13 protein-coding genes are annotated in these 13,076 nt (G+C 59.6%); 4 read left to right on the forward strand and 9 right to left on the reverse strand.

The features are described from left to right. Positions 1-180: 180 nt before the first annotated feature. The 3 genes from BTUS_RS12885 to BTUS_RS12895 form a co-directional block, all read right to left on the reverse strand. A complete protein-coding gene (locus BTUS_RS12885; RefSeq protein ID WP_083780198.1) occupies positions 181-1,416 on the reverse strand; it encodes a TIGR04053 family radical SAM/SPASM domain-containing protein in 1,236 nt (411 codons plus the stop codon). Further along, positions 1,413-2,603: a radical SAM/SPASM domain-containing protein gene (locus BTUS_RS12890; protein ID WP_013076510.1), complete on the reverse strand. Its 1,191-nt coding sequence runs from the start codon at positions 2,601-2,603 to the stop codon at positions 1,413-1,415. The genes BTUS_RS12885 and BTUS_RS12890 overlap by 4 nt, the downstream gene beginning before the upstream one ends. A gap of 176 nt (positions 2,604-2,779) precedes the next feature. After that, positions 2,780-4,111 carry a hypothetical protein gene (locus BTUS_RS12895; protein ID WP_123809311.1) on the reverse strand — a complete coding sequence of 444 codons (1,332 nt, stop codon included), beginning with the start codon at positions 4,109-4,111 and terminating at the stop codon, positions 2,780-2,782. Between the two features lie 215 nt (positions 4,112-4,326). Here BTUS_RS12895 and BTUS_RS12900 point away from each other — a divergent pair, with 215 nt between their 5' ends. Beyond that, positions 4,327-5,034, forward strand: coding sequence for a Crp/Fnr family transcriptional regulator (locus BTUS_RS12900; RefSeq protein ID WP_013076512.1), 708 nt, complete (start codon positions 4,327-4,329; stop codon positions 5,032-5,034). A 49-nt stretch (positions 5,035-5,083) separates the two neighbouring features. On the opposite strand, the gene BTUS_RS12905 is transcribed toward BTUS_RS12900, so the two are convergent. From BTUS_RS12905 to BTUS_RS12925, 5 genes are all read right to left on the reverse strand, one after another. Beyond that, positions 5,084-5,728: an amino acid ABC transporter permease gene (locus tag BTUS_RS12905; RefSeq protein ID WP_013076513.1), complete on the reverse strand. Its 645-nt coding sequence runs from the start codon at positions 5,726-5,728 to the stop codon at positions 5,084-5,086. A 5-nt stretch (positions 5,729-5,733) separates the two neighbouring features. Then, positions 5,734-6,558, reverse strand: a complete 825-nt coding sequence (locus BTUS_RS12910; protein WP_013076514.1) for an amino acid ABC transporter ATP-binding protein — start codon at positions 6,556-6,558, stop codon at positions 5,734-5,736. Further along, entirely contained in the window at positions 6,536-7,195 is a 660-nt protein-coding gene (locus BTUS_RS12915; protein ID WP_013076515.1) for an amino acid ABC transporter permease, read from the reverse strand. The genes BTUS_RS12910 and BTUS_RS12915 overlap by 23 nt, the downstream gene beginning before the upstream one ends. A 64-nt stretch (positions 7,196-7,259) precedes the next feature. Continuing rightward, complete coding sequence (locus BTUS_RS12920) at positions 7,260-8,102, reverse strand: substrate-binding periplasmic protein (protein WP_013076516.1); 843 nt, start codon at positions 8,100-8,102, stop codon at positions 7,260-7,262. 233 nt (positions 8,103-8,335) lie between these two features. Beyond that, the gene (locus BTUS_RS12925; RefSeq protein ID WP_123809312.1) at positions 8,336-9,505 is read right to left on the reverse strand and encodes a mechanosensitive ion channel family protein; all 1,170 of its coding nucleotides are present in this window, start codon (positions 9,503-9,505) and stop codon (positions 8,336-8,338) included. 640 nt (positions 9,506-10,145) lie between these two features. On the opposite strand from BTUS_RS12925, the gene BTUS_RS17635 reads away from it, so the two are divergent. The 3 genes from BTUS_RS17635 to BTUS_RS12940 all read left to right on the forward strand — a co-directional run bounded on the left by BTUS_RS17635 (position 10,146) and on the right by BTUS_RS12940 (position 12,699). Then, positions 10,146-10,382 carry a FeoA family protein gene (locus tag BTUS_RS17635; RefSeq protein ID WP_013076518.1) on the forward strand — a complete coding sequence of 79 codons (237 nt, stop codon included), beginning with the start codon at positions 10,146-10,148 and terminating at the stop codon, positions 10,380-10,382. After that, the gene (gene feoB, locus BTUS_RS12935; protein WP_245543313.1) at positions 10,379-12,415 is read left to right on the forward strand and encodes a ferrous iron transport protein B; all 2,037 of its coding nucleotides are present in this window, start codon (positions 10,379-10,381) and stop codon (positions 12,413-12,415) included. Before BTUS_RS17635 ends, feoB begins: the two co-directional genes overlap by 4 nt. 71 nt (positions 12,416-12,486) lie before the next feature. After that, positions 12,487-12,699, forward strand: coding sequence for a FeoB-associated Cys-rich membrane protein (locus tag BTUS_RS12940; RefSeq protein WP_013076520.1), 213 nt, complete (start codon positions 12,487-12,489; stop codon positions 12,697-12,699). A 27-nt stretch (positions 12,700-12,726) separates the two neighbouring features. Here BTUS_RS12940 and BTUS_RS12945 read toward each other — a convergent pair whose 3' ends face one another. Next, the gene (locus tag BTUS_RS12945) at positions 12,727-13,038 is read right to left on the reverse strand and encodes a cupin domain-containing protein (protein ID WP_013076521.1); all 312 of its coding nucleotides are present in this window, start codon (positions 13,036-13,038) and stop codon (positions 12,727-12,729) included. Positions 13,039-13,076: the final 38 nt, after the last annotated feature.

Raw genomic sequence — 13,076 nt, forward strand, 5'->3', positions numbered from 1 at the left:
CCAAACAGTTATCGGTATGAATATTACAGCTGTTCTCCCTGTCATGTCACTGTCATACACCATCTCGAGCCTGGGAAGTGGCCGGACCACTCGTAGAGGTCTTGAAAGCATTTACATCATGAAGATTGTGCAGGTGCGTGACGATTCACATCGAGTCCGGCCTTCCTCTACCTTCAGCCGTCACACCCCGCCCCCGGCTTCGGACGCGCCCCTCAGGACAGCGGGCACCCAGGGGCAGCTGGGATCACTCTCCAGATAATCCCCGGTCAACGCGTACGCCCGGGCCCGGGATCCTCCACACACCCGGCGAAACTCGCACACCCCGCACTTGCCCTTGTAACCATCGGGGTCCCTTAATGCCCGAAGCACCGATGAATCCCGGTAAATCTCGCGCAGCGAGGTCTGGTGGACATCGCCAACCCGGATCGGCAGAAACCCGCTGGGATACACCTCGCCTACGTGTGACACAAACACAAAACCATTCCCGTCATTGACGCCACGGGGCGCCCGCCCGGATCCGCCGAACACACCCCGCCGCGCCTCGGTTCCACCCGGTTTCCCCCCACCGGTCCCAAACCCGCCTTCCATCCCTCGCATCGTCTGGCGCCTTTGCAACAAAACCCGCCGATAGGGCTGGGCCTCGGTGGTCTTGATGTCGAAGGGAGCCCGATCCGCCAGCTCCGCCAGCCAACGGTAGAGACCTTCCTGGGTGGCGTAATCTACAGCGTCCTCCTTGCGCCCCCGCCCGGTGGGCACGAGGAAAAAGACACTCCACAGGACCGCTCCGCTCTCCGCCACCAGCCCGGCCAGCTCTTCCATCTCCCCGACGTTATACCGGGACACCGTGGTGTTGACCTGCCGCTCAATCCCTAGCTCCGCCGCGATTTTTAGAATCCGCATCGTCTGGGCGAAGGAACCGGACGTGCCCCGGAACCGGTCGTGGGTTTCCGCCCGTGCCCCGTCCAGGCTCACGGCCAGCCGCATCACCCCGGCCTCCTTCAACCGCTCCAAAGCCTCCCGGGTCACCCGGGGCGTGGCGCTCGGGGTCACCGACATGCGCAGCCCCCGCTCAGCCCCGTACCGCACAAGGTCGAACACATCCGGCCGCTCAAACGGGTCTCCCCCGGTCAGCACCACCAACGGGACCTTCCACTCGGCCAACTCGTCCAGAAGCCGAAACCCCTCTTCCGTGCTCAACTCCCGGGGGTCCCGACGAAACTGCGCATCCGCCCGGCAGTGCAGGCAATGCAGACTGCACGCCCGGGTCACCTCCCAGATCACCAGAAAGGGCGTTGTGGCGTAATCCAGCGAAAAGGGCCGCGGGGCGGGACCGGGAATCCTGGATTCCTCGGTCCCAAACTCCACGCCATCCCGCACCTTCCAACCCTCCCCTTCTTCTCCCCGGCTCGCCCTCATGCGCTCTCCCCCCGCAGCATCTGGTCGTGAATCTCTTCATCGGTCAAATAACACGCCGGATCCGGGGCCCAAAAGTCCCCGTAGACCGCCTCGGCCCGGGTGCGAAAATTGCCCCCGCACACGTCGTAGAGCACACAATCTTTACACCGCCCGTGAAGCCGTTCTTCGCGATCCCGAAGCCCCTTGAGCAGATCGTGGCTCTCATCGGACCAAATTTCTCCGAAGGAACGCTCCCGAACGTTGCCGAAAGTATGATGCTGGGTGAACTGATCCGGGTGGACGTTGCCCTGATAATCCACATGACAAATGGCGATCCCCGATCGGTTGCCCCCGTTCATGCGCAGCCGCCGGCGGATGGCCTCAGCCCGGGCCGGATCTTTTTCCCGCATGTACAAATAGAGATACGCCCCGTCTGCGTGATTGTCCACGGTGAGGATTTCTTTGTCAATTCCCCTCTGGTGCCAATCCTCCACCTGGTCGATCAACTGCCCGACCACCTTGCGGGTGACCTCGGGCGTGACGTCTTGCTCCGCCGCCCCCCGGCCGCTGTACACCAAGTGGTAAAAGCAAGCCCGGTCAAAGGGCTCATCCTCCAAAAGCTGCAGCACAAAGGGCAGGGTGTGGACATTATCTTTGTGAATCGTAAACCGGATGCCCACCCGAATCCCCGCCTCGGCGCAGTTCCGCACGCCGCGCATGGCCCGGGCAAAAGCCCCGGCCCGGCGCCGGACCCGGTCGTGCACATCCGGCGTCCCGTCGATGCTGATACCGACATAGCCCACCCCAATGCGCTTTAACTCCCGAGCCACCTCCGGGGTGATGAGCGTGCCATTGGTGGACAGGGTCACCCGAATCCCCTTGGAGACCGCGTACTGCATTAGGTCCAGAGTATCCGGACGGGAGAGGGGCTCGCCTCCAGACACGAGCAAGACCGGGACCTTGAACGCCGCCAAATCATCGATAAACGCCCGGCCCTCCTCGTGGGTCATCTCTCCTTCAAACCGCCCTGGCCCGGCATTGGCATAGCAGTGCTGGCATCGCAGGTTACACGTCCGGGTGATCTCCCACACCACCACGGGCCCCGCCCCGGGGCGCACCCCGGTGCGCGACCGCCGGGCGCCCTCCACATAGCGCAGTCCATCCCCAAACGCCGGCTCTTCTGTCAACAGACTCGTCAATCCCAGCATCCGTATCCCTCCCGACGCGGTCTACACCGCGCGTCATGTCCTTCTTTCTCCAGTCTATCGCCCAGGTCTTTTTCATACAGAGGGATCACCGCCGGGATGGCGAGAAAATCTTGAACAGAACCGGACGATTTTATGGCACATAAGCTTCCGTGGGCAGCGTCGCCGTGGCCTTGCAGTCATCGCCGGTACATCACCCACATCGCCCCGGCGTAGACCAGCCACGCCAATACCCCGACCCCCGCCCCGATCCGGGCAAACTCCTCCCGGCCACTCCAGGCGCCCGCGGCAAGTAAAACGGCACCGCCGGCAAAACCCAACAACGCCAATATGGTGGAAACCTTGGGCATCATGTCCCGGACGCCCACCGGGCGCTGCCCGGGTGCCCGGCGAGTCACCGGAGTGAGCCCGTGGCCGTATTTGCTCATCCACCGCAGAAAAGGCAGGATTTTGGCCATATATGCAGCAATCACCCACCCGAGAAAGCCGAAAACCACAAGCAGCATCATGCCCAGGAGCATCGGTCCCGCAGTTCGGCCGGTCCCCGCCGCTTTCCAGACCGCGGCTCCCCAGGCCGCGGTCAGCGGCCAGCCAGCCGCGAGCCCCGCCGCTATCCACGGGATGACCCACTCGAGATCCCGACGCCGCCTATACCGAAGATGCTGAAACAGATGAAATAGAAACGATCCGTAAGCAATCAGGTACAAGACCGATCCGACCCCGACCAGGAAGCTCCCCGGGCCCCACAGACCTTTGGACACCCCTTGCCCGGGGGCGGGCACAAGGGATACCCCTGCAGCGATCAACAGGGCCCCCGCCATCAGCACAAGCTCCGGTCCCCTTCGCTCGAACCCCGGGTGGCGGGAGGAAACGAAAACGCGAATCAGGCGGGGACTCAAAACGAGAATCAGGGTGGTGAACCAGCCGGTCACTCCAGCCACCATGTGGAGGAGAAGGCTCGCCCGACCCAAGAGAGGCACCCCCAGGGCCATTCCGATTCCAAAAAGCAGGGCGGCGAACAAAAAGACAAACACCGGCGCCGACCGGAGTGCCTCTCCGCGCTTTTTCAGCGTCAAGGCCGTGCGGCCCAAGTTCCAAAGCAAAAGCCCGTAGGCTGCAAAAACCAGAATCCCCCCTGTCGCCGCCACCGCCCACCGGCCGGACAAAAAGCCGACGGGAAAAGCAGCGGCCCCGAGCACCATGAGGACATACTGAACATAACCCAGGCGGACGGAGTACAAATGTCCCTGAAACGCCACCGGAGTGATCTGCAGCAGCGCTCCGTGAACGGTGGTCAATGCATACCCCACCACAAAAAGGTGAACGGCGGCCAGAAGGAGCGGATCGGCCCACGCCCCCCGTGCGATGGCCGGCGCCGCCCGGATCAAGCACCACCAAGCCGGCCCAAGAAAGGCAAGCCCCGTGATCATGTACACCCGGGTGATGCGAAACCGCAGTCCCAGCCCTTCACTAGCCCCGGCCCTCGCACCGGGCCCCCGGACCCCATCCATCGTCCCCGCCCCCGCGTGGTGCAATTTCTCATCAAACCCAGGCAACATCAAACCCAGGCAACATCGCCGCCTCACCCTGGAAGTTATCTTGAGGATACCAAGGGACACTTCGACCTTCCGTGACCCCCATCACAACCCCGCCTACAATGAGCTTTCCGGCCCGTTGTCCTTAGGACTGATTTTCGATATCGTTGGAACAGAGGCGGTGATTATATATGGGCATCACACAGCGAATCCCACTGTTTGCACACCTGCCTGAAAACCAACTTCAGACAGTGGAGAATTTCTGCACACCTTTGAGCATTCCCTCCCGGGGCATGATTTTTCATCAGGGCGACCCCCTTGAACGGGTCTTTTTTCTGTCCCGGGGGCTCGTGAAAATTTATATCTACGACGTGGACGGGCGGGAGCAGATCATGGCCGTCCTCGGGGCCGGCGAAATGTTCCCCCATGCGGGGTTTTTTGACGAGACGACCTACCCGGCCCACGCCCAGGCCATTCGGGATACCGATTTGGTGGCCCTGACCCGCCAAAAGTTGGAACGTTTGGTGCTCGATTCCCCCGATGCCGCCATGGCCCTCATCCGGGTTCAGGGCCGCAAGATCCGCGAGCTTCAGGCGAGACTTCAGAATTTGACTCAGCATTCCGTTCTGGAGCGGGTGGCGTGGACTTTATGGCAACAGGTCTTGGAATGGGGGCGGGTCGACCCAGAAGGATATGTGATGTCCTTTCCCCTCACCCATTACGAACTGGCCAAATGGGTGGGCACCACCCGGGAATCGGCAAACCGGGCCATGAGTTTGCTCAGAAAACAGGGGGTGATCCAGGTGCAGGGGGAGCAGCTCCGCATCCTGCAACCAGACGTGTTGGAATCTTTGGCGGGCGGACTCAAAGAGGCGGGCAAAGGACGGCCCGGGAAGTAAACGAATCCGGGCGAAAAAATGGCGGTCCGCCCGAAGAGCTCCGCCGCCGTCACCGGTACTGGGCCACCCGCCGCTCCAGAGCGATCCCCAGCCGGGACAACGGGAAGTTTAGGATGAAATACGCGGCAACGGCCATCAGATAGAGCAACGTGGCCTGGCTGGTGGCATTCACCCCGAGCTCTGCCCGGCGCATGATATCCATGACGCCGATGGTAAAGGCGAGAGACGAGTTTTTCACCTGCAGGACGAGAAAGCTCACCATCGCCGGCAGGATCGTCGCCAAAGCCTGGGGCAGAATAACCTTTCGCAAAGTCGTCCAGCGGCTGATCCCCAGGGCCGCTGAAGCCTCCCGTTGCTCGTGGGGAATACTGTGAAGCCCCGCCCGAAACAGCTCCACTGCATAAGCACCTCCGTAGGCCGATAACCAAATCGCCGCGGCAGTAAAAGCGTCCAACTGGATCCCGTATTGGGTCAGTCCGAAAAAGACCGCAAACAACTGTAAGATCTGTGGCGTACCACGGATCACTTCCACGTAAGCGCCCACCACCGCCCGCAGGGGCCAAGGACCGTACTGGCGCGCCAGCGCCCCGAAGAGGCCGATGATCAGCGCCAACACTGTACCCAGGGCGGTGAGCGCCACGGTGACGAACATCCCCTGCCCAATGGGGCCAAGGTATTGAAGGACTACTTCCACCGGCGTCACCTCCGGGGACTGAGTTGGTGAGATTTTACGACGGCCGGCTCGACATCGTCAGCCGGGCCATGATTCAGCACCCGCCGCAGGAAGGTGCGCGTCCGTTCATGTTCAGGGTTGGATAACAATTTCCGCGCCGGACCGGACTCAATGATCTGCTGGTCGGCCATCACCACGATGGTGTCCGCCACGTCCCGGGCGAAAGCCATTTCATGGGTCACCAACAACATGGTCATACCGTCGGCGGCCAATTGGCGAATGACCGACAGGACATCGCCCACCAACTCCGGATCTAAAGCGGACGTGGGCTCGTCGAAGAGCATCATTTGCGGGTGCATGGCCAGAGCCCGGCAGATCGCCACCCGCTGCTGCTGGCCCCCGGACAGGTTTCGCGGATAGGCATTTTCCTTATCGCCGAGGCCCACCAATTCCAAGAGGCGCCGGGCTTGCTGGATGGCTTCCTGCTTGGACACTTTGTTCACGTCCATGGGCGCGAGGATGATATTCTCTAAAACGGTCAGGTGGGGAAACAGGTTAAACCGTTGAAAAACCATACCCACTTTCTTCCGGATCTCCGTCAGCTCCCGGTAGCTGGGACTCCAACCGCTGTCCGTTCCCTTGAGCATGTGACCGAGCACCCGGATGGTGCCGGATTCAAAGGGCTGTAAATAGTTCACGCACCGGAGGAGCGTACTCTTTCCAGCCCCACTGGGTCCGATGATCGCCACCACTTCGCCCGCCCCGACATCCAGGTCGATATCCTTCAGGATCGTGTGATCCCCAAACCGCTTTGTCAGACCTCGAATCTCAAGCACCCGCTGCCTTGACATGGCGCTCCCACCTCCTTACTGCCAGAGACAATCCATAGCAGACAATGAAATACAGCACCCCGGCGATCAAAAAGACGTTCATATACTGAAAGGTTTCGCTGCCCGCCTGGTAGGCCTGGTACATGAGTTCCCCCACCCCGATGGTGATCACCAGGGCGGTGTCTTTGACCAAATCGATGGCCGCACTGGTGCCCGGTGGCAAGATCGCCAGAAGGGATTGGGGGACGATCACCCGCAGGAGCGTGGTTTTCCGACGCAACCCGAGTGCCTCGGCGGCTTCGCGCTGGCCGAAATCCACGCTCATCAGGCCGCTGCGAAAGATCTCGGAATACAGCGCCCCGTAAAATCCCCCCAGTACGATCACCGCCGCTTCAAAGCCCGGAATGATAATCCCGATCTGTGCCAAGCTGTAATAGACAAAGAACAACTCCACAATCACCGGCGTCGATCGGACGATTTCCACGTACACGGCCCCGATCGCCCGAAGGGGGGCGATCCTGCTCATCCTCATGAAGGCCAGGACCCCGCCCACCACCAGCCCGACGATTAGGGAGGCCACCGTTAACTCCAAAGTCACCAACATCCCGTGCAAAAAAGATTCCCCATAGCGCTGCCAAAGCTCAAAAAGCGATTGCATGACTCCCTCCCGAAAACGCTTTTCCATCAGGACGGCTTGGGCGGGTCCTTCGCGGATGGAGCGATCAACTTCCTGACTGATTTCCCAGTCCTGCGAGATACGAAGGATCCGTCAGGCCGTACTTTTCAAGAATTTGTTTCAAGCCTCCGTTCGATTGTTCTTGAACCAGAAACTTGTTGAGTTCATCCAAAAATCGCTTCGAATAATCTCCCTTCGCCACGCCGTAGTACCCGGCCGGTGCCTGGTTCCCCTTTCCTGTAATCGATTCCGGAACGGGTCCCAGGACCTTAATGTGCAAGGAAGGATTCTTTTGCACCGCCCACTCGGCGTACATCACCGGTTGAAACGTCGCGTCCACCCGCCCGGAAGACCGGGCGAGAAACGCCTCGTTGACACTGTTGTACGACTGATTCACCGCTCCGGGAATCCTCGGGACGAAGGCCTGTTCAGCCGTGCCGGTGGCGGTGGCGATCTTTTTCCCCTGTAGCCCTTCCACCGTGGCCGCCGGAATTCGCGGAAAGTCGGAATTTACAATAATTCCTTCTACATATTTAATCACAGGATTCGAGAAAGCCAGGACATTTTCGCGCTCCGGCGTCTTAAAAATGTTTGCGGTGATGTCGTCTCGTTTCGAGGCCACCGACTGGATGGTGGCGGGAAAGGCCATGGAATGAACCTCCAGTTTTGCCCCCAGTGTCGAAGCGAATTTGCTGAGGATGTCAATATCCACGCCGGACCACTCCTGATTTGCCGGATCCTGATACTCCAAGGGAGGAAAACTGGCCACTGCCACGCTCAAAACCTTGGACGACTTCACCTTATCGAGCAGATCCCCTGTCCCCGAGCCCTGCGGCGAACTGGAGGCACCACAGGCAGTCAGCGAGAGGAGAGCCGCTATGCTGAACATGCCCGCAGCCATCCTCCGCAATAACCGTTGACCCATTATCCGTTTCAGACCCCGTGATAACATCTTCACACCCCTTTATGCCTCATGTCGATGCCGCACAGCCTTCAACAAGCCCTTTTCGCCAGGCAACTTCCATATAGTCCATGGCGTGTCGACAACTTCATATTAACATAAAGTTGTTGAATAGACAAGGATAGACATCGTTTCTCCCGCGTAATCGGGAGTCCACTGAACTATCCCCGCAGGGGAGTACGCCTTTCTTCTGTGCTCTCTGCCTCGGAGGGATCTACCGATGCAGAGGAGACATCGGGGGAGGGAGTGGAGGAAGATTCCTCGGGGTCCGGCAGTTTCATCTGGAGTGGCGTCTCAAAATACACCGATTGCGATGGGAAGGCGATCTCCACTCCGTGGCGTTCGAGAATTTCCATGATCTTCAAATTAATTTCCTCTTTTACCTGCAAATACTCGGACCAAACGGTGGTTGTGGTGAAATAGTACACAAAGATATCCAAACTGCTCGCCCCGAACTGGTCAAAGTTCACCAAGATCGTTTCATTGTGGGTTTCGGGATGCTCGTGCAATAAGGCGCGAATCTCCTTCACACATTGTTCCAGTTTCTTTCTGGGGGTTCGATAGGATAGGCCGAGATGAAAGCTCACCTGGCGCTTCCCCATCCGAGCCCAGTTGGTAATGGGCTCACCGGCTAACAAGGAGTTGGGTACAGTAACCAGCGCCTGGGCAAAAGTGCGAACCTTCGTGCTCCGAAAGGTGATGTCCTCCACCGTTCCTTCTACGGAAGGCGTCTTAATCCAATCCCCGATGCTGAAGGGCCGCTCTGTAATGATCACAAACCCGGCAAAAAGGTTGGCCAGGGAGTCTTTGGCTGCCAACGCCAGAGCAAGCCCTCCCAATCCCAGCCCCGCCAGAAAGCTGCTTACCTGAAATCCCCACTCTTGGGCGACCATCATGACCGCCAGGGCCACAATGAAAAAACGAATCACCCGGGTTAAAAAAGGTGCGACAATTCGGTCGAACTGGACGCGAAGGTGTCCGCCCAGATGCAAGAACAACGGTGTCACCTGAAACAATGCGTGGGCCACGACAATGATGATGAACGTATGAAGGGCTTGACCGAACCAGCGAGGTTGCGGTTCATAAAAAATCAGAACGGCCAGGTAGAGCCCCAACCCCACCAAAAACCATCGGAGAGGCTTTTCCAAAGCCGCAAGCAGACCATCATCATACCTGTTGCTGGTCTTTCGGGCGAATCTCATCAGCGTGTGGACAACGAGTTTGCCGAACACCTTCTGAAAAACTAAAGCTGCACCTACAACGAGTAGGCTGAAAACGGCTCGCCACAGGATAGGGTCCAATTGAAGGATCTGCGCATAGAAGGCTTTCATGTTCATATCCCCCACGACAGTTCGCATCTCGAACCTGTTTTTGCGATTAACTCTATCATCCCATCTACAGACCTGATTGTCCAATAGCCGGGTGCATTCCACCGCCTTTCTCTTACCCATTCAAGCACACGGAAACTTTGGAAAGGATTTGGACAAGCGCGAACCCGCCTTTAAGCCTTTTTTGCGAAGTCTATCGTGAAATCGAAGAGATTTTCGAGGGATGGATTGTGCGCATGGATCCCGCAAGGCGCGGATTTCTAAAGGCTCCTTTGGCCGGTTCCGCGTCCATATTAACGGAAATTTTAGGTATTTCAAGGCTTGCTTAAGCCGCTGAAGCGACCCAAGGGGCAGATCTCCGGTTGGTCCCCAATTCACCCCGGGATTCGGGTTTCCTCAATCCGTGGCTTCGGGAGATCCCAAGGTCATGAACTCCCGAGTGCTTTGACGCCTGCCCGGTCACCCGAGCCGGGTTTTTTGTCTGGATCGTGCCAATGGATGAAACTCCTCACATACAACTCAGTCACTTACGTGTTATAATAGGTTGTACAACGTTCACCTATTTTTCACAATTCGCCGCTGCCCAATCCTGTATACTCATGATAGGGATAATGATAACGTTTCTCAATTGAGGTGGTTCCCAATGACATTGAACGACTGCCCACCTGGAACACTTTGCACAGTGATCGATGTCCTCGCTCCTAAGGACGGACACCGCCACCGCCTCATGGAACTCGGCCTCGTACCCGGCACCGACCTGAGGGTGGTGCGCCGGGCCCCCTTCGGCGATCCGCTGGTGATTCACGTCCGCGGCGTACAGCTGGGGATCCGCCGAAAAGATGCCCGGTTCATTCAGGTGGAAACGGAGCGACGGCCGTGAAATCGGCAGCGCAGGCGGCAGAGGTTCGCGGAGCGGTGGCCCTTTCCACCATTGCCCTGGCCGGGAATCCCAACGCCGGGAAAACCTCCCTGTTCAACCTTTTGACTGGGACCCGCCAGTACGTCGGGAACTGGCCCGGGGTGACGGTGGAGAAAAAAGAGGGCCTGTGCAAAGATTTGCCGGGATGTCGGGTGGTGGACCTGCCGGGAACGTACAGCCTCGCAGCCCTGTCCCCGGAGGAGCGGGTGGCGGTGGAATACCTGTTGTACCAGGGTCCTTCGGCGGTCGTCAATGTGGTGGACGCCTCAAGTTTAGAACGACATTTGTATTTTACTGCCCAGCTGTTGGAAATGGGATTGCCCGTGGTGGTCGTCCTCAACATGATGGACACGGCGGCCGCCCGGGGCTTGACCATTGACGTTGCTCTTCTGGAACAGCGCCTGGGCGTCCCTGTGGTGCCGATGACCGCCCGGCGGGGGATTGGAAAAGACCGCTTGATTCACCGCTTGCAGGGCGGAGTGGCGCCATCCGGTTTTGTCCTGCCCTACCCCCGCTCCCTGGCGGCGGTGGTGGCCAGGACGGAGGCCGCCTTGGTTACCCTGCCAGAACCATTGGCCGAACGCCGAAGGGCCCTGGCCGTCATGGCTCTGGAAGGGAATCCGGCCGTGATGGCGGCCTTGGAACAAGCGCTCCCCCCGGCCGCGGTGGCCACTCTGGCAGGTCTGCGCAAGGAAGTTGCGGAGGCCGGGGAGCGAATTCGCCAGGTCCGGCACGAATGGGCGGCCCAAACGGCCCGGGAAGTTGTGAGAGGCAGCGGGCGACCGCCAGGAGAGCGGACGTGGAGCGATCGGCTCGACCGCTGGCTTTTGCATCCGATTCTCGGGATCCCGCTGTTCCTGGCCATTCTCTTTCTCTTGTTCCAAGTGACGTTTAGCTGGGTGGGAACCCCTTTGTCGGACGCGCTGGACAGTGCGATCAGCGGTCCCGGGGCGACGGGACTTCAAGCCGTTTTGGGGGCAATGGGAAGCCCGGGTTGGTTTACGGATCTCATGATCCAAGGCGTCTTGGGTGGCGTGGGGGCGGTTCTGGTGTTCATTCCCCAGATCGCCGTGCTGTTTCTCGGTCTGTCCTTTTTAGAGGACTCCGGTTATATGGCCCGGGCGGCGGTGCTCACTGACCGAGTCATGCAAGCCGTGGGGTTGGGGGGGCGGTCCTTCATTCCGATGGTGCTCGGCTTCGGGTGCAACGTCCCCGCCATCATGGCCACCCGCACCTTGGAGGACCCCCGGGCGCGGCTGGTGACGGTCCTGGCCATTCCCTTCATGTCCTGCTCAGCCCGGTTATCCGTCTACGCCCTGCTTGTCCCGGCCTTCTTTGCCCGGCACCAGGCGGAGATCGTATTTCTATTGTACTTGGTCGGCGTGGCAGCGGCCCTGGGGACGGCGTGGCTGTTGGGAAGACTGGTCGGAACCGGCGACTCGCTCTTTGTCATGGAGCTGCCGCCCTACCATGCCCCCACCGTCCGAAACCTCACTTTGCATACGTGGGACAAGGTGAAAGGGTTCTTGCGCAAGGCGGGCACGATTATTTTTTCCGTGTCGGTGTTGCTGTGGTTTCTCGGGAGATTCTCGTTTCAGGGACCCGTTCCCGTGGAACACAGCTTTCTCGCCGGGCTCGGGGGATGGATCGCCCCCTTGTTCGCGCCGATGGATTTTGCCACCTGGCAGGCCGGCGTGGCCTTGATCACGGGATTTTTAGCGAAAGAATTGGTGGTGGCCACGATGGGAGTGGCCTACGGCGCGGGAGAGGCGGCGGGGGGACTCACGGCCCTGTTGCAAGGGGCGTTCACCCCGGCATCGGCGCTCGCGTTCTTATTTTTCATCCTGTTGTACACGCCGTGTCTCTCCACCGTGGCGGTGATGCGCCGGGAAACAGGGTCCTGGAAATGGACAGTCGCCTCGGTGGTATACAGTGCAAGTTTGGCTTGGGTGGTTTCCTGGGGGGTCTACCATATCGCCCGATGGTGGATGTGAGACACCAAAAGGCCGGCCGTACAGTCTCAAAGGCCGGTCCCATGGGTAGGTGTCAGAAAGGTGGAGAGTCAATGATCTATGTCGTGATCGCCGCCGTCCTTGGATATGCGGCCTGGCAGTTGGTCCGCCTCTTTCGCCGGACCCGCTCCGGTGGATGCGCCGCAGGATGTGACCAATGCAACGCCTGCGCCCTTGGCCAAAATGCGGGCCAGTTTCAAAACAGCGCTCGGAAATCCTTTATTCAGCTCGATGAAATCCCCCTCGACCCGGGCAAACGGGAGTAACGGGCCCCGCCCAGGAAAGCAAAACCGTCACTTTTCTCCGACCCCGGGAGGTACGAGGACGAGAGCGAGTACTGCGTCTTCCAAGGACTCCACGCGGTGCGGTACTCCGGGTCCGACGGCGATCATTTCGGCCGGCCCCAGTGTCAGCGGCCCTCCTCCCGGTTCAAAAGCCTCAAAAACCACTCGGCCCCGCAGAACAAAGGCGAGCAAGTGATCGTCCACCTGGTGTTTGTCTAAAACTCGTCCGGCGGGCAAGCTCAGTTGGATCACCCGGGCCGGTCCGCCTTGGGCGACTCGCCGGGTGAGCTTCTCGGCCATTTGAAAACGATGGTGTTCCATGCCACTCTCCCCTCGGTTTGACGTCACCGTCAGGATAA

It is taken from the genome of Kyrpidia tusciae DSM 2912 (assembly GCF_000092905.1).
Classification (GTDB): Bacteria; Bacillota; Bacilli; order Kyrpidiales; family Kyrpidiaceae; genus Kyrpidia; species Kyrpidia tusciae.